The following is a 26,732-nucleotide window of genomic DNA, read 5'->3' as shown; positions in this document are numbered from 1 at the left end:
TCGAGACTGGTCGTCATGAACATCGACTTCAACGCCTGGTACGCGCTCGAAAGCGCGATGCAGGACGAGAAAAGCCGTCGGGTGAGCCGGGCGACGTTGAAGCGTGTCGCCCGGTTCGCGCGCCCGCAGCGGCGTGCCGTGTACGGGTTGCTGGCCATCTCGTCGTTCGCCGCGGTGCTCGCGGTGGCGTCCCCGGTGCTGGCCGGGCGGGTCGTCGACACCATCATCGCCGGCCGCGACTTCGGGCTCGTGGTGTGGCTCGCGCTGGCGATCGCCGGCGTCGCGGTGCTGGAGGCCGGGTTCTCGCTGGCCGAGCGGTGGCAGTCGTCGAGGGTCGGCGAAGACCTCATCCTGCGGCTGCGCCAGGCCGTCTTCGACCACGTGCAGCGGATGCCGATCGCGTTCTTCACCCGCACGCGCACCGGAGCGCTGGTGTCGCGGCTGAACAACGACGTGATCGCGGCGCAGCGGGCGTTCTCCGAGACGATCTCCGGTGTCGTCACGAACGTGATCGCGCTGGTTCTGACGCTCGTCGTGATGCTGACGCTGTCGTGGCAGGTCACGGTGCTCGCCATGGTGCTGCTGCCGATCTTCCTGATCCCGGCGCGGCGGATGGGCAAGCGCCTGGCGTCGATGCACCGCGAGGCCGCGAACCTCGACTCGGCGATGACGACGCAGATGACCGAGCGGTTCTCCGCGCCCGGTGCTTGGAGAGCGCAGAGTTCGGTGCGCGCGCTCGGCGCGTGCGTGACATCGGCGTGCGGACGGCTGTGGCGCAGTGGTTGTTCCTCGTGGCGTTGACGCTGGTGTCCTCGTTGGCGCTGGCTCTGGTCTACGGGCTGGGCGGGTACTTCGTGTTCGCAGGGGAGATGGCACCGGGCACGATCGTGACGCTGGCGCTGCTGCTGACGCGGCTCTACGCGCCGTTGACGGCGTTGGCCGGCGCACGGGTGGACGTGATGACGGCGCTGGTGTCGTTCGAGCGCGTCTTCGAGGTGCTGGACCTGCCGCCGTTGATCAAGGAGAAGCCGGAGCCCGTCGCCGTCCCCGACGGTCCGGTGTCGGTCGAGTTCTCGGACGTGAGGTTCGCCTACCCGTCCGCGGACAAGGTCTCGCTGGCGTCGCTGGAGGAGGTGGCGTCGCTCGACACGCGGGGCGGCGAGGAGATCCTGGGCGGGGTGTCGTTCACCGCCGAGCCCGGTTCGCTGATCGCCCTGGTGGGCGCGTCCGGTGCGGGCAAGTCGACCATCGCCTCGCTGGTGCCCCGCCTGTACGACGCGGACTCCGGGACCGTTCGACTGTCCGGTGTGGACGTTCGCGACCTGTCGTTCGACTCGATCCGCGAGACCGTCGGCATGGTGACGCAGGACGGCCACCTGTTCCACGAGTCGATCGGCGCGAACCTGCGCCTCGCCGCCCCCGCCGCGACCGACGAGGAGATCTGGGACGCGCTGACCCGGGCCAGGCTGGCGGACCTGGTGTCGTCGCTGCCCGACCAGCTCGACACGGTGGTGGGCGAGCGCGGCTACCGCCTGTCCGGCGGCGAACGGCAGCGGCTCACCATCGCCCGGCTGCTGCTGGCCAAGCCGCGCGTCGTGATCCTGGACGAGGCGACCGCGCACCTGGACTCGCGTTCGGAGGCCGCGGTGCAGGAAGCGCTGGTCGAGGCGCTGGCGGGCCGCACGTCCCTGGTGATCGCGCACCGGCTGTCGACCATCCGCGCCGCCGACCAGATCCTCGTCGTCGACCGCGGGCAGGTCGTCGAACGTGGTACGCATGAAACTCTGCTGGCGAAGGAAGGCCACTACGCCAAGCTGTACCGCACTCAGTTCAGCGAAGAACCGATCGGAGCGCCGTGACCATCCCGTCTCCCGACAACCTCTACCCGTTGCCGGACTACGCGCGCACGGTGCTTTTGAGGCCGTTGGTGAAGAACCCCCAGATCGAGATCGGCGAGTACACCTACTACGACGACCCGCACCACGCCGAAGAGTTCGAACAGCGCAACGTCCTCTACAACTTCGGCAACGAGAAACTCGTCATCGGCCGTTACTGCGCACTGGCGGAAGGCGTGCGGTTCATCATGTCCGGCGCCAACCACAGCATGGCGGGCGTGTCGACGTTCCCGTTCACGATCTTCGGCGGCGTCTGGGGCGAGAAGACGCTCGACATCGCGCTGGGAGCGCCTTCGCGAGGGGACACGGTGGTGGGCAACGACGTCTGGATCGGGTACCAGGCGTTGATCATGCCGGGCGTGCGGATCGGCAACGGCGCGATCATCGCCGCCGGGTCCGTGGTGGTGTCGGACGTGCCGGCGTACGGCATCGTCGGCGGCAACCCGGCTTCGTTGCTCAAGAAGCGCTACAGCGACGAGGACGTCGAGCTGCTGGAGCGCGTCGCGTGGTGGGACTGGCCGGTGGAGAAGGTGACCGAGCACGTGCGCGTGATCATGGCGGGCACGCCGGCGGAGCTCGCCGCGGTCGCTCCGTGAAGGCGCTGCTGATCACGGGTCCGGTCGGGGTGGGCAAGACGACGGTCGCCGAAGCCGTCGGCGACCGCCTCGCCGGAGCCGGGGTGCCGCACGCGGTGATCGACCTCGACTGGCTGTCGGCGTGCTGGCCGCCGCCCGCGGACGACCCGTTCCACTTCGAACTGCAGCTGCGCAACCTGGAAGCCTTGGTGCGCAACTACGTCGAGGCGGGTGTGCAGCGGATCGTGCTGGCCGGCGTGGTGGAGAGCCGCGAGGACCGTGCGCGCTACGCGTCGGTGATCGGAGGCAGGCTCAACGTCTGCCGGTTGAAGGCGGACCTGCCGGTGATCCGCGAGCGGCTCGCGCGGCGGCACCACGGCGAGGCCGACCTGCGGTGGCACGTCGAGCGCGCCGAGGAGCTGGAGCAGCTGTACGCGTCTTCGTGGGTCGAGGACTACGTGGTGCCGGCCGATCAGCCGGTGACCGAGGTGGCCCAGGACGTGATCTCGTGGTGGCTGGTGGTGGAGCGGTCGCCGGTCACGTGACCGAGTGCTCGGCGAAGACGCGCCGCACGACGGCGAGGTCGACCGGCGACTCGTGGTCAAACCCGCGCACATACGCACCTGCGGCCGTGAACACGTACGCGGTCATACCGGCATCCGAGCAGGCGCCTGATCTCCTGACCGGCGTCCGGGTGAACTTCACCGACGCTTGGCACTGATCGCGCGATCATGAGCACATGGAGTACGACCGCTACTGCGACCTGACCATGCGCGGCGGCACCACCAGCGGAGTCGTGTACCCCCTCGCGGTCGCCTCGCTGGCCCGCCACTACGAGTTCCGGCAGATCGGCGGCGCGTCGGCGGGGGCCATCGCGGCGGGGTTCACGGCGGCGGCCGAGAGAGGGCGTGCGTCCGGTGGCTTCGAGAAGCTGGCCGGGCTGATCGACTGGTTCACCTCCGGGTCGGGTGCGGAGCGGTGGCGGATGGCGCAGCTGTTCCAGCCCGCCGAGAAGACGCGGGCGCTGTACCGGATCGTCATCGCCTCCATGCAGAAGCGGGAGACGACCGGGCGGAGCGCGATCACGTGCCTGTTCTTCGCCCTGCTGGGTGCGGTGGGGTGGCGGGCGAAGTCGGTGCTCGCGCTGATGGCGTTGCTCTGGCTGGGCGGACCCGTGCTGTACTCGGCGTGGCTCGCACCGTCGGCGTATCCGGGGTGGCTCGCGGTGGTGGTCACCGTGGTGGCGCTGGCGTGCGTGGTGATCGTGCTGTGGCCGTTGCGGTCGAGCCTGCCCTGGCCCGCTTGGGTCTTCGCGGCCGTGCCGCTCGTGCTCGGGCTGGCGTTCTCCCGCCACTACGCGACGGCGGCGGTCGTGCTGCTGGTGTGGCTGGTGCTCTCGCTGGCGGCGGTCAGCGCGCTGTTCGTGACGTACGGGTACGCGATGCAGCGGTTCCTCAAGGACCACGCGCGGTCCATCCACTTCGGACTCGTGCCCGGCACCGGCGACTACCGGCCGTCGTGGCTCGACCGGCTCTCGGGCGTGCCGAAGTCGACGGGGGTGCCGCCGCTCGCCGACTGGATCGCCGACCAGCTCGACGACATCGCGGGCACCTCGGAGGCGTTGACGTTCGGCGACCTCGGTGACATCAACCTCGTATTGATGACGACCGACCTGTCGGAGGGGCGGCCGTACCGGTTGCCGTTCAAGGAGGAGTGGCAGTACTGCGAGGAGTGCCTCGGGTACGTGCTGCCCCGCAGGGTCGTCGAGCAGATGAACGGCGCCACGACTTCGGGCAAGTGCCCGCTGCACGAGCACATGCCGTTGCGCGCGCTGCCTCCTCGCGAGCAGCTGCCCGTCGTGCTCGCCGTGCGGATGTCGCTGTCGTTCCCCGGTCTGTTCGCCGCCGTGCCGCTGTGCCGGGACGGGCGCGTGCACTGGTTCTCCGACGGCGGCATCACCAGCAACTTCCCGATCCACTTCTTCGACACGCTGCTGCCGCGCTGGCCCACGTTCGGCCTGAGCCTGCAGCCCTACCCGAACGGCGACACGGACGAGGTCTGGCTGCCGGAGCAGGACGCGTCCACGTCCGGCACGCCCTACGCGGCCCTCAACTCCGCGCCGGGCTTCCTGGTGTCCATCCTGAACACCTTCCTGGACTGGCGCGACACCATGCAGTCCGCGCTCCCCGGCTACCGCGGCCGCATCGCGCACGTGCGGCAGAGCGGCGACGAGGGCGGCTCGAACCTCTTCATGCCGCCGGAGACGATCAAGCGGCTGGCGCTGCGCGGGCAGAAGGCGGGCGACCTGTTGCGTGAGCGGTTCGTGCAGCAGCGCAACACCGACCGCTACCGCTGGATCCGCCTGCGCATGGCCCTGCGCGAGTACCAGGCGCTCGGCGTGCAGGCCGCCGACCGCGACGCGCTGTACGACGAGGTGCTCGCGCGGTTCGAGATCCCCGCCGAGCTGCACGAGTGGTTCCGCACTCCCCCGGCCGACGGCGACCCGTTCCGCGCGGAGATCGAGGTCGCGCTGGACCACGTCGGGCGGCTGAAGGACGACGGGCCGTTCGACGGGGTGCCGCCGGTCGACCCGGTTTTGCGGCTGACGCCACCCGAGTAGGCGCGCTAGTCTGGTGTCGTGACGCGATTTAGCCACCCCCGACCCGCGTGGGTGGCGCGCGCCTGAAACTTCCCGTTGGTCGGGGGACTCCGCACCCACCGGACCAAGCGAAACGGGAACCCCATGTACCGCACCGAAGAACTCGTGCACGCCCTGAACGTCCGCGACCTCACCGATCCCGCGCAGGGCCCGCACGCGCTGCAGCTGCTGATCGCCGACCTGACAGCGGTGCTCGACGACCCGCTGGAAGTCCGCCATCACCCGCTCGTGCCGGTCGAACACAACTACGAACACCTGGGCTACGCGCCGGACGCGATCACCCGGGACGCCCGCTACACCCGGTACGTCAGCGAGACCTGCATGCTGCGCAGCCACACCTCGGCGATGATCCCGCCCGCGCTGAAACACGCGAAGCCGGACGTCACGCTCGTCTGTCCCGGCCTGGTCTACCGCCGCGACGCGGTCGACCGCCTGCACACCGGCACGCCGCACCAGCTCGACGTCTGGCGCATCAGCGAGCACGAGGAATCGCTCGACGACCTCATCCACCGGGTCGTCACGACCCTTCTGCCCGGGAAGCGTTACCGCACAACGGATGCCGACCACCCGTACACCACGCACGGCAGGCAGATCGACGTCGAGCACGACGGGCAGTGGGTCGAGGTCGGTGAGTGCGGACGGGCCGCGCGGCACGTGCTCAGGCACCACCCGCACGGCCTCGCGATGGGACTCGGGCTGGACCGGATCCTGATGCTGCGCAAGGGCATCCCGGACATCCGCCTGTTGCGCAACGAGGACCCGCGCATCGCCGCGCAGATGCTCGACCTCACGCCGTACCGGCCGATCTCGAGGCACCCGGCCGCGATCAGGGACATCTCGATCATGGCGAACGTCCGCGAGGACGCCGAGACGCTCGGCGACCGCATCCGCGAACTGGTGCCCGAGGACGTCGTCGAGGAGATCGAGATCCTCGGTGAGACCCGCACCGAACAGCTGCCGGTACACGTCCAGCAACGACTGAACGCGTTGCCCGGTCAGAAGAACGTGCTCATCCGCGTGACGATGAGGGCGCCGGAACGCACCCTCACCGACCGCGAGACCAACGAGATCAGGGACAGGCTGCTTCAGGGCTTGCGGGCGACCGCGCCGTAGATGCCGACATGGGCCTCGTCGAAGGAGTCCGGGCGCCAGTCGTTCACCGCGACGATGCCCGGCTCCAGCAGGTCCATGCCGTCGAAGAACTTGGTGACCTCGGCGTGCGTGCGCATCTTGAGCTTGTTGTCCGAGCTGCTGTAGATCTTCGCGATCTGCTCGGCCTCGGCGCGTTCCTCGTCGTTGAGGGTGTCCCAGGTGGCGTGCGTGATGGCCAGGTACGAGCCGGAGGGCAGCACCGACATGTACTCGGCGACGGCCTCGTACGGGCTGTCGGTGTCCTGGATGAAGTGCAGCGCGGCGATGATCAGGACGCCGACGGGGCGGGAGAAGTCGAGCGTCTCGCGGGCGCCGGCGAGGACCGCCGAGGTCGCGCGCAGGTCGGCGAGGATCGCGGTCGCGTTCGGGTTGTCGGCCAGCAGGGCGTTGCTGTGCGAGACGGCGACGGGCTCGAAGTCGACGTAGACGACGCGCGCGTCCGGGTTGTCGTGCTGGGCGATCTCGTGGACGTTGCCCACGGTCGGGATGCCGGAGCCCAGGTCGAGGAACTGGTCGACGCCCTGCTCCATCAGGTGGCGGACGGCCCTGCGCAGGAACGAGCGGTTCGCCTGCGCGCTCTGGGCGACGCCGGGGAAGATCTGCTCCACCTGCTTGGCTGCGGCGCGGTCGGCCTCGAAGTTGTGCGAGCCGCCGAGGTAGTAGTCGTACATCCGCGCCACGCTCGGGCGCGTGACGTCGACGGTGGACGGGACCCACTTCAGCTCTTCCATCACGTGCGCATCCTCCGTCGTCGCCCCACGGGTGTCCACCACCACACAACCGAACCGGGACCGATTCGGACACGTGTGAGAGGACATGCATTCCAGCACCGCTGAACGCCACGCGCGATTCCGCCTCCTCAGGGAACGCTCGCCGGTGCACTTCGACGCCGATATCGGTGGCTGGTGCATCACCCGTTACGACGACGTACTGAGAGTGCTCGACCTCGATTCCGGTGCCCCGCAGCCGTTACCCAAACGGGCCATCACGCACGCGCTCAAACTCACCCGGCCGGTGATCACGCTGGCCACCCTCGAACTGCTCGACGCCGACGACGTCACGTTCGCGCACTCGCTCGCGGCCACGGCGGCCGAGGCGTTCACGCTCGCGCACGGCGTGGAGGCGTTCGCCGCGACGGCCTTGGAGACGACGCGGGCGTTCCTCACCAACGCCTTGGCCGCACTCCAAGAACACCCCGATCAGGCGACGCTGCTCAGGACCGACCCGAGCACCACCAGGGACGCGGTCGAGGAGCTCCTGCGGTTCGACACCCCGATCCCCGTCGCTCCCGCCCGCCGGACGCCCGTCCCCGTCGTGCTGAGCGGGCGTACGGTCGAAGCGGGTGAGGTGCTCGTGCCGCTCGTCGCGGCCGCCAACCGGTGCTCGGTGAGATTTCCCGGCGGCGACCGCCTCGACCTGCGGCGCAAGCCCGTGGGCGTGCTGTCGGCGTGCCCCACGAGCACGGCGCTCGCCCGCGTGACCGGCGAGATCGCCCTGGTCAGACGCCTGAGGGCGGTTGCTCGCTGACAGCGAACACGCCAGGGGAACACCGGCAGACTCCAGTTGGTTGAGCGGTACAGACTCAACTTTGGAGGATGACGAGATGGGCGAAACCCTGGCCCTGCCGGTACTGCCGCTGGACGACGTCGTGGTGCTCCCCGGCATGGTGGTGCCGATCCGCATCTCCGGTGCGGACGCGAGCGCCGAGGCCCGTGCGGCCGTAGACGCCGCCACGACCGCAGCAAATCATCAAGTGCTGCTCGTCCCACGGCTGGACGGGAAGTACGCGGCCGTGGGCACCCTGGCCGAGATCGAGCAGGTGGGCCGTCTGCCCGGTGGCGAACGCGCTGCCGTCGTGCGCGGCACCAAGCGCGTGCGCATCGGCACGGGCACCACGGGGCCGGGCGCGGCGCTGTGGGTCGAGGCGACGATCGCCGACGACTCCCCGATCACCGACCGCACCCGCGAGCTCGCGAAGACCTACCGCGCGCTCGTGACGAACATCCTGCAGACGCGCGGCGCGTGGCAGATGGTCGACTCGGTGCAGCAGATCACCGACCCGTCGGCGCTCGCGGACCTCGCGGGCTACGCCTCGTACCTGTCCGACGAGCAGAAGATCTGGCTGCTGGAGACGAGCGACGTCACCGAGCGGCTCGAGAAGCTCGTCGAGTGGGGCCAGGCGCACCTGACCGAGCTCGACGTGAACGAGACGATCGCGAAGGACGTCAAGGAAGGCGTCGAGAAGCAGCAGCGCGAGTTCCTGCTGCGCCAGCAGATGGCCGCGATCCGCAAGGAACTGGCCGAGCTCGACGGCAAGCCCGCCACCGAGCAGGAGGACTACCGCGCCCGTGTGGAGGCGGCGGACCTGCCGGAGAAGGTGCTCAAGGCCGCGCTGACCGAGGTCGACAAGCTGGAGCGCACCTCCGAGCAGTCGCCCGAGGTGGGCTGGATCCGGACGTGGCTCGACACCGTTCTCGAGATGCCGTGGAACGAGCGGACCGAGGACTCCTACGACATCAAGGCGGCGCGCGAGATCCTCGACGCCGACCACGCGGGCCTCGACGACGTGAAGCAGCGCATCACGGAGTACCTGGCCGTGCGCAAGCGCCGTGCCGACCGCGGCCTGGGCGTGGTGGGCGGACGTCGTTCCGGCGCCGTGCTCGCGCTGACGGGTCCTCCCGGCGTCGGCAAGACGTCGCTCGGTGAGTCCGTGGCACGGGCGATGGGCCGCAAGTTCGTGCGTGTCGCCCTGGGCGGCGTGCGCGACGAGGCCGAGATCCGCGGTCACCGCCGCACGTACGTCGGCGCGTTGCCGGGCCGGATCGTCCGCGCGATCAGCGAGGCCGGTTCGATGAACCCGGTCGTGCTGCTCGACGAGATCGACAAGGTCGGCTCGGACTACCGCGGCGACCCCACGGCGGCGTTGCTCGAGGTGCTGGACCCGGCGCAGAACCACACGTTCCGCGACCACTACCTGGAGGTCGAGCTCGACCTGTCGGACGTGGTGTTCCTCGCGACCGCGAACGTGCTGGAGTCGATCCCGGCGCCGCTGCTCGACCGCATGGAACTCGTGCAGCTCGACGGCTACACCGAGGACGAGAAGGTCACGATCGCGTCGGACCACCTGCTGCCGCGCCAGCTCGACCGCGCCGGCCTCACCTCCGAGGACGTCACGTTCTCCAAGCCCGCGCTGCACCAGCTCGCGAGCGAGTACACACGGGAAGCCGGTGTGCGCCAACTGGAACGGGCCCTCTCGCGCGTCCTGCGCAAGGTGACCGCGAAGGTGGCGCTGGGCGAGTCCGAACTGCCCGTCGTGGTCGACCAGCCGTCGCTGAAGGGCTACCTCGGCAGCCCGAAGAACACTCCGGAGTCGGCGGAACGCACGTCGGTCCCCGGTGTGGCAACGGGTCTGGCCGTCACGGGTGTCGGCGGCGACGTGCTGTTCATCGAGGCCTCGCTGGCCCCGAAGGACACCGGCTCGACCGGCGTCACGCTGACCGGACAGCTCGGTGACGTGATGAAGGAGTCCGCGCAGATCGCGTTGTCGTACCTGCGTTCGCACGACGAGAAGGCCGCGTCACTGGCCGACCGGGGAGTGCACATCCACGTCCCGGCGGGTGCGGTGCCGAAGGACGGACCGTCCGCGGGCGTCACGATGACGACGGCGCTGGCGTCGCTGCTCTCGGGCCGCCCGGTGCGTTCCGACGTGGCGATGACGGGCGAGATCTCGTTGACCGGCCGGGTGCTGCCGATCGGTGGCGTCAAGCAGAAGCTGCTGGCCGCCCACCGCGCGGGCATCACGACCGTGCTGCTGCCGCAGCGCAACGAGCCCGACTTGGACGACGTGCCCGAGTCGGTGCGCGAGCAGCTGACGGTGCACTTCGTCTCGGACGTGGCCCAGGTGCTGGAGCACGCGCTGTCGAAGGAGACCGTCGCCACCGTTGCGGCGTAACGGAATGAGACCCCTCGTGGGGGCAGTAGCGGCGACTGCTGCCCCCACGAGGCTTTTTCGTGTCTAAAGGCCGACGTCGATGACGAGCCGGCTCGGGCTCGTCAGCGTGAAGACCCGGTGCCACGACGAGGTGTTGCCGTACCCGACCGCGATCCCCAGCGTGGCCTCGAAGTCGCACGTGAGCGCGACCCCGCGGACGTGGCTCAGGCCGGGCGTCGCGAAGTTCCGCGCCCCGGTGTACGTCAGGTTCCCGTTCTCGTCGTGCGCGGCCGCACCGATCAACGTGACCGACAGGATCTCGTTGACCTGACCGCCCGCGACGGTGATCGGGTTCCCGGACGCGCACTGCGCCACGCTCGTCACCTCGCTCACCCTGTGCTCGGACGGCGACCCGGACAGGTCCAGCACCACCCGGCTGAAGCCGTTGTGCTGCCCGGTCCTGATGTCCGACAGCGTGGCCGTGCTCTGCGCCGACGCCATCGGCACGGCCGTGAAGACCGCCAGCGCCGCCACGAGCACCGCGACAAGACGTCTGTTCATCTCGGCCCCCTCTCCAGGGCTCTACCGACACCCTGAAGACGTGTGACCGCGACCACAGTTGCGTCGCTACGAGTCGATGTCGACGACGATGTCGCGCGGCTACCCCAGGAAGTCCTCCAGCGGCACCGGCGTCAGCCCGTCCTGCTTGGCCCGGTTCAGGAACGCCGTGAAGTCCTCGACGAACGTCGTCCGGAAGTGCATGAGCACGATGTCCCCGGCGTTGAGCCGATCCCCGTGCTGGAACTGCACCCGCCCGTCGTTGACGGCCGCCGTCCAGTTGACCAGCGCCTTGAACCCGCAACTGGCCGCGGCGTGCCGCGTCGTCGCGTCGTAGTTGCCGAACGGCGGCCGGAACAACGTGGGCCGCTTCCCGTAGTCGCTCGCCAGGAAGTCCGCGTTGCCGCAGATCTCGTGCTTCTGGAACTCGAACCCCTTGCCGAGCAGGTTCGGATGGCTCGTCGTGTGGCTGTGCACCGTCACCGGCAACTGCTTGAAGTAGTCCTTGTGCCCCTCGGCGTACTTCGTGTTGAGGAACACCGACGGCCACACCCCGGCACCGATCATCAGCTCGCGCGCCTTCGGGTGCTGCACAGCACCGTCGTCGATCGTGATGAACACGTACGGCTTGTCGGTCTGGATGCGCGTGACGACGGGCACCATCCCGTCCACGACCGCAGGCGCCTTGGCCTGCACGGTCCCGTACGGGTACGGCGGCTCGAACATCCGCTTGGGCCGCTCGGCCGTCGTGGTGGTCGCGGTCGGCGCGGCAGATGTGGTGAGCACAGGCCCACCGGGCTGCGGCTCGGCCGTGTCCGCGCACGACACCACACCCGCAACCAGCAAAAAGGCGGCAAAGAGCCGCAACCTGGACATTGAAATTCCCCTCCACACCGATGACGTCGAGAGGCCCCCACCGGTTGCGCGGGGATAGGGTCGAACTGATCACAAAAGGAGGACTCCCATGAGCCTCGAGCGCCCAGTCGCTCCCGACCCCTACAAGCTGCTCCCGCAGGTCGGCACCTTCACCGTCACCTCGACGGACGTGCGCGACGGCGAACAGCTCGACGACGCCCAGGTCTTCGAAGGCGGCAACACCTCCCCCCACCTGACCTGGTCGGGCTTCCCGGAGGAGACCCGCAGCTTCGTGGTCACCTGCTACGACCCGGACGCCCCCACCCCCTCGGGCTTCTGGCACTGGGTGGCGGTCAACCTCCCGGCGAGCACCACCGAACTCCCGACCGGCGCAGGCGCCTCGGACGACACGCTCCCCGGCGACGCCTTCCACGTCCGCTCGGACTACAGCACCCGGGCCTTCGGCGGCGCCGCCCCACCCAAGGGCGACCACCCGCACCGCTACTACTTCGTGGTGCACGCCGTGGACGTGGACAAGCTGGACGTGGACGGCGACGCGTCCCCGGCGGTGGTCAGCTTCAACCTCGCGTTCCACACGCTGGCAAGGGCGATCATCACGCCGACCTACCAGCACTGACGCTGGAAGCGGCGAGGCTCGGACACGCCTGGTGGCCGCGAGCCGTCCTTGGCGAAGAGGTACCGGCGGTGGGTCCCACCATCAGTCGCGCCACAGCTCCTGGTGCGGCTCGTGATGGACCCACCGCCAACGCAACCCTCAACGCAACCGGCCGCACGCAAAACAACCAGCCGCACAAACCGCGACCCGCACCCCACCGCGCGAGTCCCCGTAAGCCCCACGTAACAACCACCGGGAACACCCCTCCCCGGAAAGTGGTTGGATCCACACGTGAGGCACTTCGACCTGGTCATCATCGGCACCGGCTCCGGCAACAGCATCCCGACGGAAGCCATGGCAGGCTGGCAGATCGCCATCCTGGAAAAGGGCACCTTCGGCGGCACCTGCCTGAACGTGGGCTGCATCCCGACAAAGATGTTCGTCCACACCGCCGACCAGGCGGCGGCCCCGGCCAACGCCAAGAAGCTGGGCGTGGACGCCACCCTCGACGCCGTCCACTGGCCCGAGATCCGCGACCGCATCTTCAACCGCATCGACCCGATCGCGGAGGGCGGGCGCAACTGGCGCGCCAACGAGAACGCGAACGTCACCGTCTACGAGGGCACCGCGCACTTCGTCGACGCCCACACGATCGACACCGGCACCGGCGAGACCATCACCGCCGACCGGGTCGTCATCGCCGCGGGCAGCCGGCCCAGCGTTCCCGACATCGCGGACCTCGACACGACCGGGTTCCACACCAGCGACACGATCATGCGGCTCGACGAGCTGCCCGAGAGCCTCATCATCGTCGGCAGCGGGTTCATCGCGTCGGAGTTCGCACACGTCTTCAGCAGCTTCGGCGTCGAGGTCACCGTGATCGCGCGCTCGAACCAGCTGCTGCGCCACGAGGACGCGGAGATCTCCGAGCGCTTCACCGAGGTCGCGAAGCAGAAGTGGGACGTCCGGCTGCAGCGCAAGACGACGCGCGCCGAGAAGACGGCGACCGGGGTGAGGCTCCACCTCGAAGGGCCCAACGGCGAGGAAACCGTTGAGGCGCAACAGCTCCTCATCGCCACGGGCCGGCAGCCGAACAGCGACCTGCTGCAGGTGCAGAACGCGGGGCTCGAGCAGCACGCGGACGGGCGCGTGAAGGTGGACGCCACGCAGCGCACCAGCCAGCCGCACATCTACGCGCTCGGCGACATCAGCTCCGACTACCAGCTCAAGCACGTCGCGAACCACGAGGCGAAGGTGGTCCAGCACAACCTGCTGAACCCCGACGACCAGATCGAGAGCGACCACCGGTTCGTGCCGGCCGCCGTGTTCTCGAACCCGCAGATCGCGAGCGTCGGTCTCACCGAGGAGCAGGCGAAGGCCAAGGGCATCCGGTACGTCACGGCGAGCCAGGCGTACGCGTCCATCGCCTACGGCTGGGCGATGGAGGACACGACCGGCTTCGCGAAGCTGATCGCGGACCCCGCCACCGGGCAGTTGCTCGGCGCGCACATCATCGGGCCGCAGGCGTCGACGGTGATCCAGCCGCTGATCCAGGCGATGAGCTTCGGACTGGACGCGAAGTCCATGGCGCGTGGCCAGTACTGGATCCACCCGGCGATGCCGGAACTGGTCGAAAACGCCCTTCTCAACCTGCCGCTGGACTGAAGGCCTCACACCACAGGGACTTCCGCCGCTGCCCAAAACCCGCCGCACGAACCACGATGCAGCGATGACTGACAGAGTCCTGGTCGCCTACACGTCCACGATCGCCGCCACCGACGAGATCGCCGAGATCATCGGCACCGAACTCGCGGGCTGCGGGCTGAGAGTCACGGTGCTCTCGGTCGCCGCGGCCGAATCGCTGCACGGGTTCGGTGCCGTGATCATGGGCGATGCCGCCACGCGTGACGCGCACCGGTTCGTGCGGCGGCACAAGGTTTCCCTCAAGCACACGCCCATGTGGTTGTTCCACCGCGGCACGCCCCCGGTACCCCATGACGTCACGCGCATGGTGCGCCGGCTCGGCGCCAGCGGGCCCGTGAGCTTCAGCGGCGCGGCACCGGACCGGGACCGTGCGAAGGCGTGGGCCCGCTACCTCGCCGACCAGCTCACGGTGCTGCACCGCGGTTTCGCGTCGAACTAGCCCTGCTGGATCCGCACGGTGTTGCCCGCCGGGTCGCGGAACACGCAGTCCCGCACGCCCCACGGCTGGTCGGCCGGCTCCTGCACGACGTCCGCGCCACCCGCCTGCAGCTTGTCGAACGCACCGTCGAGGTCCGGCGTGGCGAGGTTGATGAACGCGTACGAGCCGTTCCCGATCATCTCGGCGATGGCGGTGCGCTGCGAGTCGGTGAGCCCGTCCGCCATGGCGGGCGGCTCCAGCACCACGGCGGTACGGGAACCGGCGGGTGCGACGGTGATCCAGCGCATCGAGCCCTGGCCGACGTCGGCGCGGACCTCCCACCCGAGCAGGTCGCGGTAGAACGCCAGCGAGGCGTCGGGATCGGTGTGCGGCAGGAACGAGGCGTGAATGCTGATGTCCATGCTCACAACGCTAGGACCAGCAGGAACGCGCCCGCTTCTCGATTCCTGACTAAACGTACCGGGGTCGGCCCGCGATCATGCCGAGCACGGTCAGCGCGGCCAGCAGCACGAGTTGCAGCACGAGCGACACGGACCAGGTCCCCGTCACGTCGCGCAGCACGCCGAACACGAACGGACCGGACGCCGCGATCAGGTAGCCGAGGCTCTGCGCCATGGCCGACAGCCGCGCGGTGTCCGAAGTGGACTTGGTGCGCAGCGACATCATCAGCAGCGCCAGCGGGAACATGCCCATGCCGAACCCGATCAGCACCATCCAGAGCCCCGGTGCCGCGGCGGGTGCCACCAGCATGCCCAGGATCCCGGCGAACGACAGCACGCCGAGCACCAGCACCACCGGCCCCTGGCTCGAGAACCGCGCGGCGATCGGCGGCACCAGCAGGCTCACCGGGACGCTCAGCAGCATCGACACGGCGAGCAGCAGCCCGGCGGTGTTCCGGTCGACGCCGGCGTCGACGAGCATCGCGGGCAGCCAGCCCATGACGGTGTAGGCGAAGAGCGACTGCAGGCCGAAGAACACCGTGATCACCCACGCCAGCGGGCTGCGCAGCAGCGAGCGCTTCTCGGCGGGCGCCGCCGAGCGCACCACGGAGGCCGCGGCCCCGTGCCGCGCCCCGGCGAACCAGACGACCAGGGCACCGGCCGACAACAACGCCCACGCGCCGACGGCGAGGCGCCACGAGCCGAGGTAGTCCTCCAGTCGCGGCGTCAACGCGGCGGCGGCAGCGGCACCCGCGGCGAGCGCACCCGTGTAGACGCCGGTGAGCAGACCGACCTTGTCGGGGAACGACGCCTTCACGACGACGGGGATCAGCACGTTCGACACCGCGATGCCCGCGCACGCGATGAAGGTGCCGCCCAGCACGACCCACGGACCGTCGACCACGCGCAGCACCAGGCCGAGCGTGAGCACCCCCAGGGAAAGTCCGATCGCGCGGGCCATGCCGAGACGGCGGCTCAACCACGGCGCCGCGAAGGCCGCGAAGCCGAAGCACAGCGCCGGAACGGCCGTGAGCGCGCTGGTCCAAGCGGCCGAAACCCCCAGGGCGGCGCGGACGTCGACGAGCACCGAGGCCAGACTGGTCACCGCAGGGCGGAGATTCGCGGCAGCGAGGGCGACCCCGATCGCGAGCAACGCGGACCCGACCAGCGGAACGTGACGATTGTGGACAACCGTCACCCTGCGACCCCGATCGGTGGCAGGGTGGGCGGCAACAGTCGTCTGCTTCATCGTCACGCGCTTCACTATCGCAGACGTAGGATGTTCGGATGAAAGGATGACGCTGTGCCGTTGGCCACTACCCGACGGGCGGGCCTCGTCGACCAGGTGATCGAGCAGATGCGCTCGGCGATCACGACTGGTGAATGGCCCGTCGGGCAGCGCATCCCGCCCGAGCCCGAGCTGGTCACCGCGCTCGGGGTGGGGCGGAACACGGTCAGGGAGGCCGTGCGGGCGCTGTCCCACGCCGGACTGCTGGAGGTGCGGCAGGGCGACGGGACCTTCGTCCGCGCGACCAGCGAGATCTCCGGCGCGGTCCGCCGCATGTGCGGGACCGAGCTCAAGGAGGTGCTCGAGGTCCGCCGCACCCTCGAGATGGAGGGCGCGCGCCTGGCCGCGAAGCACCGCACGGACGCCGAGCTGGCGCGCCTCACCGAGCTGCTGCGCAAGCGCGACGCGGCGATGGAGAACGACCAGTGGGCCGAGGTCGTCGAGCACGACACCGCGTTCCACGTGCTGCTCGTGCAGTGCTCGCACAACACCCTTCTGGCCGAGCTCTACCGGGGCTTGACCGAGGCGGTCAAGGCTTCGGTGGCGGCCTCTGTCGACACCAGCACCCCCGGCCGCGACCAGGTGTCGCACACCGGGCTGCTGCACGCGGTCAGGGACGGCGACCAGGAGAAGGCGGCGATCGAGGCGGGCGGGTTCTTCGAGGAGCTGATCGAGAAGTTCTGCTGACAACGCTGGAAAACCGCGGACGGCGCTGTCCGCACGAGCTCATTGCGTGGGGGCCATGGAGTTCACTCCGTTCCGCATCGACATCCCGCAGGCCGAGATCGACGACCTCCGCGCCCGCCTCGCGAACACCCGGTGGCCGGAGGACGACCTGCCGGGCGTCGGCTGGTCCTACGGCGTCCCGCTGAGCTACCTGCGCCCGCTGGCCGAGCACTGGCGCGACGGGTTCGACTGGCGCGCGCAGGAGGAGCGGCTCAACTCCCACCCCCAGTTCACGACGGAGATCAGCGGACAGCGCTTCCACTTCCTGCACGTCCGGTCGAGGAAGCCGGACGCGGCGCCACTGCTGCTCGTGCACGGCTGGCCGGGCTCGATCGTCGAGTTCCTGGACGTGATCGAGCCGCTGTCGGAGGACTTCCACCTGGTCATCCCGTCGATCCCCGGCTTCGGCTTCTCGGGACCGGCGCGCAAGCCCGGCTGGAACGTGCTGCGGATCGCGTGGGCGTTCGCGAAGCTGATGGAGGGCCTCGGCTACGACCGCTACGGCGCGCAGGGCGGCGACTGGGGTTCGAGCATCGCGCAGGAGATCGGCAGGGTGTTCCCCGAGCACGTCGTCGGCGTGCACGTGAACATGCTGATGACCTTCCGCCCGTCCGGGGTCAACGCCCTCTCCCCGGAGGAGCTGCGGTCGCTCGAGACGCTCGACCACTACCAGAAGGACCTCTCCGGCTACATGCACGTGCAGCGCACCCGGCCTCGCACCCTCGGCTACGGGCTGGCGGACTCGCCGGTCGGTCAGCTGGCGTGGATCGCGGAGAAGTTCCACGACTGGACGGACAACGAGGGCGCGCCCGAGGACGCGGTGGACCGCGACCGGATGCTGGCCAACGTGTCGATCTACTGGTTCACCGGCACGGCGGGTTCCTCGGCGGCGCTGTACAAGGAACAGGCGGCGTACTGGGGTCAGCAGAAGCCGACGACGGTGCCGACGGGCGTCGCGGTGTTCCCGCACGACGTGAGCCTGCCGGTGCGGTCGCTGGCGGAGAAGATGATCCCGACGATCGTGCACTGGACGGAGTTCGACCGCGGCGGGCACTTCGCCGCGATGGAGGAACCGGACCTGCTGGTCCAGGACATCAGGAAGTTCTTCGGATCGCTGTGAGCACAACACTTTCCACCCGCACGCTCAACCGCACGCTGCTCGCCCGGCAGATGTTGCTGGAGCGCACGGACATGCCGGTCGTCGCCGCCGTCGAGCACCTCGGCGGCCTCCAGGCCCAGGCGCCCGTCCCGCCCTACCTCGCGCTGTGGACACGCCTGCGGCCGTACGACTTCGAGGCGCTGAGCAAGCTCGTGCTGGACCGCTCGCTGGTCCGGATGACGTTGTGGCGCGGCACCCTGCACCTCATCTCGGCCGACGACGTGTTCCTCATGCGCACGGCGTTGCAGCCGGAGCTGAACAAGTGGGCGAAGACCGTGATGCCGCCGGCCACCCGCGTCGAGGTCGACCTGGACGAGCTGGCGCGGATCGCCCGCGCGTTCGTCGACTCCGAACCCCGGACGGTCGCGGAGATCGGCGCGCACCTGCAGCCGCACTTCCCCGGCGTCAGGGCGCGCGAGCTGTCCACGCAGGCGCAGATGCTGGTGCCGATGGTCCAGGTGCCGCCGCGCGGGATCTGGGGCGTGGGCGGGGTGGCGCAGAACCTCGCGATGGCCACGTGGCTCGGGCGCGAACTGCCCGCGCGGGCCGCCGTGCCCGAGCTGATCACGCGGTACCTGCGGGCGTTCGGCCCGGCGACCCTGGCCGACGTGCAGGCGTGGTCGAGGCTCACGGGGCTCAAGGCGCACGCGGCGGGCCTGGACCTGGTCGAGTACCGCAACTCCGACGGCAAGGTGCTGTTCGACGTGCCGGACGGCGTGATCGTGCCCGAGGACGTTCCGGCGCCCGCGCGGCTGCTGCCCTCGTTCGACAACGTCCTGCTGGGGCACGCGGACCGGCGGCGGATCATGAGCGAGGACGCGCGGGCCCGGTGGGGCGCGGTCCGCAACGGCGTGTTCCCGCCGACGTTCCTGGTGGACGGCTTCGTGCACGGCACGTGGAACGTCGTGGAGACCAAGGACGCCGCGACGCTGACGATCCAGCCGTACTTCCCGACCTCGGAGGAGGACCTGGCGGGCGTGGTCCGCGAGGCGGAGGCGGTGCTGGAGGTCATGGCTCCCGGGAAGGAGCACGTGGTCACCGGGCCATCTGCTTGATCACGTCGAGAGCCGCGGTGATGGCGGGCCGGCGCGAGGCCTGGGTGCGCCACACCGCGTACAGCCGCCGCGTCGGGGTGGGCCGCAGCGGCACCGCCCTGACGTTGCCCGGCACCTCGCCCCTGCCCAGCCTCGGGATCAGCGCGACGCCGATCCCCTTGGCCAGCAACGCGAACTGCGTCCGGTACTCGCTGATCCGGTAGGCCACCACCGGCTCGATGCCCGCGCCGTGGAAGGTCCGCTCGAGCCAGTCGAAGCAGATCGAGCCCTCGATCTGGCAGATCCAGCGTTCGCCCGCGAGGTCGACGGGTTCGAGGAACTCCCTGCGCGACAACGGGTTCGTGTCGGGGATGAGCACCTCGGCGACGTCCTCGACGAGGAACTCGCGGGAGAGCGACTCGGGGACCGGCAGCGGTGTGTTCGCCCAGTCGTGCACGATCGCCATGTCGAGCTCGCCGCGGGCGACGGCCTCGGTCGCGTAGGGCGGGTCGATCTCGGTGAGCCGCACGTCGAGGGCGGGGTGCTGCTCCGCCAGCCGCACGAGGACGTCGGGCAGCAGACCGCGGGAGGCCGTGGCGAACGCGCCGATGCACAGGCGGCCGATCGCGGCGCCGCGCTGCTCCTCCAGCGCGACCTCGGCCTCCTCGACCAGCTTCAGGACCTGGCCCGCGGTGTCGGCGAGCAGGCGTGCCGCATCGGTGAGGCGAACGCCCCTGCCGTTGCGTTCCAGCAGCGTGGTGCGGGTCTCGCGTTCGAGCTTGGCGATCTGCTGGGAGACCGCGGAGGGCGTGTACCCGAGCACGTCCGCGGCGGCGCCGACCGTGCCGTGCACGGCGATCGCGTGCAGCGCCTTCAGCCTTCCGAGGTCAAGCATGTAGCGATGCTAAACCTTGCACCTCAGAAATCGGAACTGGTGCTAAATAGTTAGCACGCTCAAGCTTGAGCTCATGAGTCCCCGCCACGTCCTGCTCGCCGTCCTGGTCGCCGCCATCTGGGGCTTCAACTTCGTCGTGCTCAAGGTCGGTCTCGACGAGTTCCCGCCCATCCTGTTCTCCGCGCTGAGGTTCCTCGCGGCCGCGGTGCCCGCGATCTTCTTCGTCGGACGGCCGCGGGTCGCGTGGCGCTGGATCATCGCCGTCGGGCTGGTGCTCGGCGTCGCGAAGTTCAGCTTCCTGTTCATCGGCCTCAAGGCGGGCATGCCGGCGGGTCTGGGATCGCTGGTGCTGCAGAGCCAGGTGATCTTCACGACCCTGTTCGCGGCGGTCGTGCTGCGCGAACGGCCGAAGTCCGTGCAGATCACCGGGATCGCGCTGGCCGTCGCGGGCATCGGGGTGATCGCGTGGGACTACGGGCTCTCGTCGCCGCTGCTCGGGTTCGTGCTGCTGATCGCCGCGGCGGCCTGCTGGGGCGTGTCGAACGTGCTGATGCGGTACGCGCGGCCGGCAGACACGCTGCGGTTCATGGTGTGGGTGAGCGCGGTCGCGGTGCTGCCGCTGTTCGCCCTGTCGGCGCTGACCGAGGACATGAGCGCGCTGGGCCGCCTCGACTGGGCGGGCGTCGGCGCGGTCGGGTACGTCGCCTGGATCTCGACGCTGCTCGGGTTCGCGCTGTGGGGTTTCCTGCTGCGCCAGTACGAGTCGTCGGTCGTGGCGCCGTACTCGTTGCTCGTGCCGGTGTTCGGGATGCTGTCGGCGTGGGCGTTCCTCGGTGAGGACCTGAGCTGGGTGCAGGCGGCGGCCGGTGGGCTGGTGCTCGCCGGGCTGGCTATCCCGCAGTTGCTGGGGCGCCGGGCGGCACGAACGGAAGTCCTGCCGGAGCCCCTCGTTCCAGCAGGTCGATGACGGCCTTCGTGTCCAGGTGGTCGGCGACCAGGTCGCCCAGCAGGTCCAACTGGGCCTCGCGGGCGGCCTGAAAGCTCACCTCGCCGGGTACGAAGTCGCGGCCCGCCCGTTCCGCTGCCCACAGCAGGAACCTCCGGCGGAACGCGTCGTTCTCCAGCAGACCGTGCCAGTGCGTGCCGAGGACCCTCTCGGCCTGCGCGCCCTCGTCGCCGATGAGCGGCTGCTCGGCGTTGCGGACGACCTGGCCGTGGTGGATCTCGTAGCCGGTGACGGGTTCGTCCCACGCGGTACCCGACGGCGTCGCGAGGGTTTTGCGCGGCTGGAAGCGGATGTCGACGTCGAGCAGGCCGAGGCCGTCGACCACGCCGTGCCCCGACTCCACCTCGTCCTCGATGCGCCTCGACAGCATCTGGAAGCCGCCGCAGATGCCGAGAACAGGACCGTCGAAGCGCTGGATCGCTTGCGCGAGGCCGGTGTCGCGCAGCCAGGCGAGGTCGGAGACGGTGGCCTTGGAGCCGGGCAGCACGACCAGGTCCGCGTCGGCGAGGCGGGACGGCTCCGTCACGAACCGCACGGAGACACCGGGTTCACAGGCCAGCGCCTCGACGTCCGTGGCGTTCGAGATGCGCGGCAGGCGGATGACGGCGACCCGCAGCCAGTCCCTGACGGGCGGCCGCGGCCTGCCGATGACGCCGTCCGCGTTGTAGGACAAGGAATCCTCGGCGTCGAGCCACAGCTCCTCGCGCCACGGCAGCACGCCGAGCACCGGTCGTCCGGTGAGGGCCTTCAGCTGGTGCAGGCCCGGTTCGAGCAGCCGCGCGTCACCGCGGAACTTGTTGACCACGAAGCCGGAGATCAACGCCTGGTCGGCCGCGTCGAGCACCGCGACCGTGCCGAAGAGGTGCGCGAACACGCCGCCGCGATCGATGTCGCCGACGACGAGCACCGGCAGGCCCGCCTTCGTCGCGAGGCCCATGTTCGCGATGTCGTTGGCGCGCAGGTTGATCTCGGCGGGTGAGCCCGCGCCCTCGCAGATCACGACCTCGTGGTCGCGCCTGAGTTCCTCCAAAGTGGACAGAACGGTCCCGAGCAGCTGGTGCTTGCGTTCGCGGTAGCTCAGCGCGGAGACCTCACCGACCGCCTGGCCGAGCACGACGACCTGGGACGTGCGGTCGCTGCCGGGCTTGAGCAGCACGGGGTTGAACCGGACGCTGGGCTCCTTGAACGCGGCCCGCGCCTGCACCGCCTGGGCGCGCCCGATCTCGCCGCCGTCGAGTGTGACGAACGAGTTGTTCGACATGTTCTGCGCCTTGAACGGCACGACGTCGACGCCCTGGCGTGCCAGGAACCGGCACAGACCGGCCACCAGGACGCTCTTGCCCGCGTCCGAGGTCGTCCCACAGATCAACATCGCGCCCCGCATGGACGCCAATGCTGCCATCATCACCCCCATGGTCACCGTCGTGCTCATGCACAGCCCGTTCCTCGGCCCGTCGAGCATGCGCCCGCTCGCCGACGAACTGGCCTCCGACGGGGTGGCCGTGCTGCTGGCCGACCTGCAGATGACGATCAACGAGGCGCCGGTGCACCAGCGGCTGATCGGCGCTTTCGCCGACGCCCTGGAGGACTCCGGCGTCCCCGGACCGCTGGTGCTCGTGGGCCACAGCGGCGCGGGGCCGTTGCTGCCGGCCTTCGCCGACGCGCTGGAACTGGACGTGGCGGGCCTGGTGTTCCTCGACTCCGACCTGCCGACGCCCGGAAAGGCGTGGCGCGAGACCGTCGACCCCGCGCTGGTGCGCCAGGTCAAGGCGTCCGTGCGGGACGGCCGGCTGCCGCGCTGGGACCGCTGGTTCGACTCGGACCCGCTGAAGCTCGTGCCGGCCGGGCTGCGCGAGGAGATGCGCGACGAGGCACCCGAGGTGCCGTGGGAGTTCATGAAGGAGCAGCGCCCGGTCGTCGAGTGGTCCGGGGCCTGCGGGTACGTGCTGCTGTCGCCGTTCTACGAGGACGCGGCCGCCCGCGCGGAGGAGCTGGGCTGGCCGGTCGAACGCGTGGAGTCGCACCACCTGGCGGCCGCGACGTCACCCTCGGCGGTCGCGGCCGCGCTGAAGTCGGTGGTCAGCAGGCTCTGACCGGCGTCACAGGCGGCGGACGCGCGCGAGCCTGGCCGGCACGTCGAGCGGGTCGCCGATCCGCAGGCCGGTGGTGCCGGTCTCCCCCTCGTGGCTGATCCGCCCCCGGAACGCCGAGGTCAGCAGCTCCTCGACCGACCAGTGCGGCTCGGCGAACGCGGCCCTGACGACCTCGTCGTCCACCTCCGGGCCGAAGTGCGGGCCGTCGGTCGACATGGCCAGCACGACGACGTGCCCGCCCGGCTCCAGGAGTCCGGCGAGCGACCGCACGCAGGCGGCGCGGCCGGCGGCGTCGAAGACGTGGAAGAGCGCGCAGTCGAGCACGGTGGCCCACCGCCGGGCGGGGAGCTCCAGCTCGGCCGGCCTCAGCACGTCACCCACCACGAACCACGGCGCGACGTCCTCCGCTGCGGCCTGGGCACGGGCCTGCCCGATCGCGCCCTCCGCGATGTCCACCCCGACCGCCTCGTACCCGGCGCGGCTGAGGAAGAGCGTGTTCTCCCCCGTGCCGCACCCGAGGTCGAGGACGGGACCGGTGAACCAGCCCTTCTCCTCGGCCTCGACGATCGCGGGCTGCGGCCGGCGTGACCGAGGTCCAGCGGGCGAAGGCGCACTACAGCGACATCGCCCGGCAGCACGTCCTCGACCGCGTGCCCCGCGAGAGCCTGCACGTCCTCGCCGAAGCGCTCACGGCCATCGCGTCCCGCCCGTGACGGTCAGCAGACCGTGAGGATCTCCGAGCCCGTCTCGGTCACCACGATCGTGTGCTCGAACTGAGCGGTCCAGCTCTTGTCCCGCGTGGTGACGGTCCAGCCGTCGTCCCACATCTCGCCCTCGAACTCGCCGAGCGTGATCATCGGCTCGATCGTGAACGTCATGCCCGGCTCCAGCACCGTCTTCACCGACGGCTCGTCGTAGTGCAGGACCACGAGTCCGCTGTGGAACGTGCGGCCGATGCCGTGGCCCGTGAAGTCACGCACGACACCGTAGCCGAACCTCTTGGCGTACGCCTCGATGACACGACCGACGACGTTCAGCTCACGACCGGGCTTCACGGCCTTGATGGCGCGCATCGTCGCCTCGTGCGTCCGCTCGACGAGGAGCTTCGCCTCCTCGGAGACGTTGCCCGCGAGGAACGTCGCGTTCGTGTCGCCGTGCACGCCACCGATGAAGGCCGTGACGTCGATGTTGACGATGTCGCCGTCCTCGACGACCGTGCTGTCCGGGATGCCGTGGCAGATGACCTCGTTCAGCGAGGTGCAGCACGACTTCGGGAACCCCCGGTACCCGAGCGTCGACGGGTACGCGCCGTTGTCGCACAGGAACTCGTGCGCCACAGCGTCGATCTCGTCCGTCGTCACACCCGGCACGACGACCTTGCCGGCCTCCTGCAACGCCTGCGCGGCGAGGCGCCCGGCCACCCGCATGGCCTCGATGACCTCGGGCGGCTGCACCCACGGGTCGGTGCTCTTCTGCGGCGCGGGCTTGTCCACGTACTCGGGACGCACGATGCGCGACGGCACCTGACGACGCGGGGATTGCACACCGGGTTGCAGCACAGCACGAACAGCCATGGTTCCCAGATTAGCCTTGCACGCGCGTGGGGCCCGGAGTGTGGTCCTTGGGTGGGGTGTGCGCACACGGCTGTGCACAGCTGAGGCTGGCGCCCACACGCGCACAGCCCGTCACGGCTAGGCGAGCGCCCACGCGCGCACGGCCGCCACAACTCAGGCAGCCACCCCACGCGCGCACGGCCCACCTCAGCCTGACACCACCGCGTCAGGCCTCACCCCTGCGTGGCTCGTCCCGCATCTCCCCCGGCTCCGGCTGCCGCGGCACCGGCAACAGGATCCCCGCCCGAACCAGCCGCTCCCGCACCGTCAGATCCTTGGTCCTGCTCATCACGGCACCGCCTTCAGGAACCTCGCCGCCACGTCCACGGCTGGAGTCGAAGTCTCCCCGCTGAGCACCAGGGTCGCGAACGCGAGATCGCCCCGATAACCCATGAACCACCCGTGTGAGTGCACGCCGTCACCGAACTGCGCGGTACCAGTCTTGCCCCGCACGTCCCCGTACGGCTTGAGTTGCGGTGCAGTGCCGTTCTCGACGACCTCGCGCATCATCGCGCGCACCGGCTCCAGAACGGCGGCGGGTGGTGCGGTGGGCTGCTTGTCCGCTTTGGTCTCCTTGCCGCGCACCAGTTGCGGCACCGGCATCGAGCCCTTCGCGATGGACGCGCCGACCAGCGCCATGCCGAACGGCGAGGCCAGCACCTTGCCCTGGCCGAACGAGTCCTCCGCGCGTTCCACGACGTCGGTCGCGGGCGGGACGGAGCCGGTGATCGTGGTGAGGCCCGCGATGTCGAAGTCGACGCCGAGGCCCAGTGACAGGGCCGCGTTCGGCAGCATCTCCGGGGCCATGTCCACGGCCAACTGCGCGAAGGTGGTGTTGCAGGAGAACGCGAACGCCGAGTGCAGCGGGATGGTGCCCTTGTCGAACTCGCTCGAGTTCGGCACGATCCGGCGGCCGTCGATCGTGGTCTTGCCGGGGCACGGGACCGGGGTGTCGGCGGTGACCTTGCCGGACTGGATCACGGCGAGTGCCGAAACGGCCTTCATCGTGGAGCCCGGCGGGAAGCGGCCGGTCAGGGCGAGGGCCCCCTGCGCGTCGGCCGGGTCGTTCTGGGCGACGGCGAGGATGTCGCCGGTGGACGGTTGCAGCGCCACCAGGATCGTGGGTTCCTTCACCGGCTCGACGGCGTCCTCGGCGGCGGCCTGCACGATCCTCGACAGCGCGGTGTTCACGGCCTTGGCCGGTTCGGCGGCCTTCGAGTGCAGTTCCTCGACCTCGGCGCCCTGCGCGTCGACCGTGCTGACGCGGAAGCCCGCGTTGCCGGCGATCTCGTTCTCCATCAGCTTGCGCACCGCGGGCAGCACCTGGGAGCCGAACGTGCGGCTCGGCGCGAGCAGCGAGGTCTGCGCGCTGAACCGCACGCCGGGCAGTTCGTAGATCTTCGGCTTCACCGTCTGGTAGTCGGGGTCGCGCAGCGCCGCCACCTGGTAGGCCTGGCCCTCGGGCGTCTTGGCGACGCCGTCGGTGATCGTCTGCTGGGTGATGGCCTTGTCGATCGGGTTCAACGCCTCGGCGAGGGTCTTGGTGACCGCGGCGACGTCACCGGCCTCCTTCGCGACGAGCAGCACCGACACGACGCGTTCGGGGGCGAGCAACGGCGTGCCGTCGCGGTCGAGCACCGGCGCCGGGTCCGGGGTGAGCTCGGTGAGCTTGACCGACTGCTGCGGCGCGAGCTTCGGGTGGGCCACCGACGACGCCCAGTGCACCTTCCAGGTATCGCCCTCCTGGCGCACGTCGAACTTGGTCGGGTACGTCCAGTGGCGGTTCTTGCCGAGGTTCCAGTCGAGCGTGACGGACGCCTCGGACGCGAGCTCGCCGTTCTTGCGGATCTGGTCGACCTTGCTGCTCAGGCCCTCCGGCTTGAGCGCCGCCCGGAACTTGTCCAGGGTCTCCTTGGCGTCGTTCGGGTTGTCGGTCATCCCGGCGGCACCCTGCACGTCACCGGACGCGAGCTTCGCCAGGAATTCGTTGGTGATCTCGGGTGCCCCCGGTTCCGATTCGAACAGCCCACAGCCGCTCACCGTCACCAGGACCACCGTGATCGTCGCGAGAAGGCGCACCCGCGCGAGTATGCC

Annotated in this window: 26 protein-coding genes and 1 pseudogene; 16 read left to right on the top strand and 11 right to left on the bottom strand. The window is 69.9% G+C overall.

What is annotated here, in order from left to right; genetic code table 11:
- The first annotated feature begins 15 nt into the window (after window positions 1-15).
- From ND450_RS40520 to ND450_RS40495, 5 genes and pseudogenes are all read left to right on the top strand, one after another.
- Window positions 16-1,859: pseudogene (locus ND450_RS40520) on the top strand (ABC transporter ATP-binding protein).
- A complete protein-coding gene (locus ND450_RS40515) occupies window positions 1,856-2,491 on the top strand; it encodes a CatB-related O-acetyltransferase (RefSeq protein WP_253323329.1) in 636 nt (211 codons plus the stop codon). The pseudogene ND450_RS40520 and the gene ND450_RS40515 overlap by 4 nt, the downstream one beginning before the upstream one ends.
- A complete protein-coding gene (locus tag ND450_RS40510) occupies window positions 2,488-3,015 on the top strand; it encodes an AAA family ATPase (RefSeq protein ID WP_253323328.1) in 528 nt (175 codons plus the stop codon). Before ND450_RS40515 ends, ND450_RS40510 begins: the two co-directional genes overlap by 4 nt.
- A gap of 194 nt (window positions 3,016-3,209) precedes the next feature.
- A complete protein-coding gene (locus tag ND450_RS45910) occupies window positions 3,210-5,090 on the top strand; it encodes a patatin-like phospholipase family protein (protein WP_305885192.1) in 1,881 nt (626 codons plus the stop codon).
- Window positions 5,091-5,213: 123 nt separating this feature from the next.
- A complete protein-coding gene (locus ND450_RS40495) occupies window positions 5,214-6,242 on the top strand; it encodes a hypothetical protein (RefSeq protein ID WP_253323327.1) in 1,029 nt (342 codons plus the stop codon).
- On the opposite strand, the gene ND450_RS40490 is transcribed toward ND450_RS40495, so the two are convergent.
- Window positions 6,215-7,012: an SAM-dependent methyltransferase gene (locus ND450_RS40490; protein WP_253328121.1), complete on the bottom strand. Its 798-nt coding sequence runs from the start codon at window positions 7,010-7,012 to the stop codon at window positions 6,215-6,217. The genes ND450_RS40495 and ND450_RS40490 overlap by 28 nt on opposite strands.
- A gap of 85 nt (window positions 7,013-7,097) precedes the next feature.
- Here ND450_RS40490 and ND450_RS40485 point away from each other — a divergent pair, with 85 nt between their 5' ends.
- Window positions 7,098-7,808, top strand: a complete 711-nt coding sequence (locus ND450_RS40485; protein WP_253323326.1) for a cytochrome P450 — start codon at window positions 7,098-7,100, stop codon at window positions 7,806-7,808.
- 76 nt (window positions 7,809-7,884) lie between these two features.
- Window positions 7,885-10,233 (top strand): endopeptidase La, encoded by a 2,349-nt coding sequence (gene lon / locus ND450_RS40480; protein WP_253323325.1) that lies wholly within the window; start codon window positions 7,885-7,887, stop codon window positions 10,231-10,233.
- A gap of 63 nt (window positions 10,234-10,296) precedes the next feature.
- Here the strand turns inward: lon and ND450_RS40475 are convergent, their stop codons facing one another.
- Together ND450_RS40475 and ND450_RS40470 are read right to left on the bottom strand one after the other, a co-directional pair.
- The gene (locus tag ND450_RS40475; protein WP_253323324.1) at window positions 10,297-10,773 is read right to left on the bottom strand and encodes a hypothetical protein; all 477 of its coding nucleotides are present in this window, start codon (window positions 10,771-10,773) and stop codon (window positions 10,297-10,299) included.
- Between the two features lie 99 nt (window positions 10,774-10,872).
- On the bottom strand, window positions 10,873-11,556 hold the full coding sequence (locus tag ND450_RS40470; RefSeq protein WP_371927552.1) for a polysaccharide deacetylase family protein: 684 nt from the start codon (window positions 11,554-11,556) through the stop codon (window positions 10,873-10,875).
- Window positions 11,557-11,734: 178 nt separating this feature from the next.
- Between ND450_RS40470 and ND450_RS40465 the strand changes: the two genes are divergently transcribed.
- From ND450_RS40465 to ND450_RS40455, 3 genes are all read left to right on the top strand, one after another.
- A complete protein-coding gene (locus ND450_RS40465) occupies window positions 11,735-12,262 on the top strand; it encodes a YbhB/YbcL family Raf kinase inhibitor-like protein (RefSeq protein WP_253323323.1) in 528 nt (175 codons plus the stop codon).
- Window positions 12,263-12,532: 270 nt separating this feature from the next.
- The gene (locus tag ND450_RS40460) at window positions 12,533-13,906 is read left to right on the top strand and encodes a mycothione reductase (RefSeq protein ID WP_253323322.1); all 1,374 of its coding nucleotides are present in this window, start codon (window positions 12,533-12,535) and stop codon (window positions 13,904-13,906) included.
- Between the two features lie 64 nt (window positions 13,907-13,970).
- Entirely contained in the window at window positions 13,971-14,384 is a 414-nt protein-coding gene (locus ND450_RS40455) for a flavodoxin domain-containing protein (protein ID WP_253323321.1), read from the top strand.
- Here the strand turns inward: ND450_RS40455 and ND450_RS40450 are convergent.
- Both ND450_RS40450 and ND450_RS40445 read right to left on the bottom strand, forming a co-directional pair.
- Entirely contained in the window at window positions 14,381-14,785 is a 405-nt protein-coding gene (locus tag ND450_RS40450) for a VOC family protein (RefSeq protein WP_253323320.1), read from the bottom strand. The genes ND450_RS40455 and ND450_RS40450 overlap by 4 nt on opposite strands.
- A gap of 49 nt (window positions 14,786-14,834) precedes the next feature.
- The gene (locus tag ND450_RS40445; RefSeq protein WP_253323319.1) at window positions 14,835-15,929 is read right to left on the bottom strand and encodes an MFS transporter; all 1,095 of its coding nucleotides are present in this window, start codon (window positions 15,927-15,929) and stop codon (window positions 14,835-14,837) included.
- A 198-nt stretch (window positions 15,930-16,127) separates the two neighbouring features.
- Between ND450_RS40445 and ND450_RS40440 the strand changes: the two genes are divergently transcribed.
- The 3 genes from ND450_RS40440 to ND450_RS40430 are packed head-to-tail and all read left to right on the top strand — an operon-like array spanning window position 16,128 to window position 19,052.
- Window positions 16,128-16,799, top strand: a complete 672-nt coding sequence (locus ND450_RS40440; protein ID WP_089917486.1) for a FadR/GntR family transcriptional regulator — start codon at window positions 16,128-16,130, stop codon at window positions 16,797-16,799.
- Between the two features lie 55 nt (window positions 16,800-16,854).
- Entirely contained in the window at window positions 16,855-17,958 is a 1,104-nt protein-coding gene (locus ND450_RS40435; RefSeq protein WP_253323318.1) for an epoxide hydrolase family protein, read from the top strand.
- Window positions 17,955-19,052 carry a winged helix DNA-binding domain-containing protein gene (locus tag ND450_RS40430; protein WP_253323317.1) on the top strand — a complete coding sequence of 366 codons (1,098 nt, stop codon included), beginning with the start codon at window positions 17,955-17,957 and terminating at the stop codon, window positions 19,050-19,052. The genes ND450_RS40435 and ND450_RS40430 overlap by 4 nt, the downstream gene beginning before the upstream one ends.
- Here the strand turns inward: ND450_RS40430 and ND450_RS40425 are convergent.
- Window positions 19,033-19,926 carry a LysR family transcriptional regulator gene (locus ND450_RS40425; protein WP_253323316.1) on the bottom strand — a complete coding sequence of 298 codons (894 nt, stop codon included), beginning with the start codon at window positions 19,924-19,926 and terminating at the stop codon, window positions 19,033-19,035. The genes ND450_RS40430 and ND450_RS40425 overlap by 20 nt on opposite strands.
- A 73-nt stretch (window positions 19,927-19,999) precedes the next feature.
- Between ND450_RS40425 and ND450_RS40420 the strand changes: the two genes are divergently transcribed.
- Window positions 20,000-20,893: an EamA family transporter gene (locus ND450_RS40420; protein ID WP_253323315.1), complete on the top strand. Its 894-nt coding sequence runs from the start codon at window positions 20,000-20,002 to the stop codon at window positions 20,891-20,893.
- On the opposite strand, the gene ND450_RS40415 is transcribed toward ND450_RS40420, so the two are convergent.
- On the bottom strand, window positions 20,817-22,316 hold the full coding sequence (locus ND450_RS40415; RefSeq protein WP_253328119.1) for a cobyric acid synthase: 1,500 nt from the start codon (window positions 22,314-22,316) through the stop codon (window positions 20,817-20,819). The genes ND450_RS40420 and ND450_RS40415 overlap by 77 nt on opposite strands.
- Before the next feature lie 28 nt (window positions 22,317-22,344).
- On the opposite strand from ND450_RS40415, the gene ND450_RS40410 reads away from it, so the two are divergent.
- On the top strand, window positions 22,345-23,025 hold the full coding sequence (locus tag ND450_RS40410) for an alpha/beta fold hydrolase (RefSeq protein WP_253323314.1): 681 nt from the start codon (window positions 22,345-22,347) through the stop codon (window positions 23,023-23,025).
- A 6-nt stretch (window positions 23,026-23,031) separates the two neighbouring features.
- Here the strand turns inward: ND450_RS40410 and ND450_RS40405 are convergent, their stop codons facing one another.
- Complete coding sequence (locus ND450_RS40405; RefSeq protein WP_253328118.1) at window positions 23,032-23,592, bottom strand: bifunctional 2-polyprenyl-6-hydroxyphenol methylase/3-demethylubiquinol 3-O-methyltransferase UbiG; 561 nt, start codon at window positions 23,590-23,592, stop codon at window positions 23,032-23,034.
- 17 nt (window positions 23,593-23,609) lie between these two features.
- On the opposite strand from ND450_RS40405, the gene ND450_RS45820 reads away from it, so the two are divergent.
- On the top strand, window positions 23,610-23,738 hold the full coding sequence (locus ND450_RS45820; protein WP_256557386.1) for a hypothetical protein: 129 nt from the start codon (window positions 23,610-23,612) through the stop codon (window positions 23,736-23,738).
- Between the two features lie 3 nt (window positions 23,739-23,741).
- Here the strand turns inward: ND450_RS45820 and map are convergent, their stop codons facing one another.
- The 3 genes from map to ND450_RS40395 form a co-directional block, all read right to left on the bottom strand.
- Window positions 23,742-24,599, bottom strand: a complete 858-nt coding sequence (gene map, locus ND450_RS40400) for a type I methionyl aminopeptidase (RefSeq protein ID WP_089917500.1) — start codon at window positions 24,597-24,599, stop codon at window positions 23,742-23,744.
- A gap of 205 nt (window positions 24,600-24,804) precedes the next feature.
- The gene (locus tag ND450_RS45815) at window positions 24,805-24,927 is read right to left on the bottom strand and encodes a hypothetical protein (protein WP_256557385.1); all 123 of its coding nucleotides are present in this window, start codon (window positions 24,925-24,927) and stop codon (window positions 24,805-24,807) included.
- A complete protein-coding gene (locus ND450_RS40395) occupies window positions 24,927-26,717 on the bottom strand; it encodes a penicillin-binding transpeptidase domain-containing protein (protein WP_253323313.1) in 1,791 nt (596 codons plus the stop codon). Before ND450_RS40395 ends, ND450_RS45815 begins: the two co-directional genes overlap by 1 nt.
- Window positions 26,718-26,732: the final 15 nt, after the last annotated feature.

Source organism: Lentzea sp. HUAS12, from assembly GCF_024125735.1.
GTDB lineage: Bacteria > Actinomycetota > Actinomycetes > Mycobacteriales > Pseudonocardiaceae > Lentzea > Lentzea albida.
Note: the sequence above shows the minus strand (reverse complement) of the source record. Positions and strands in the feature narration are given on the sequence as shown.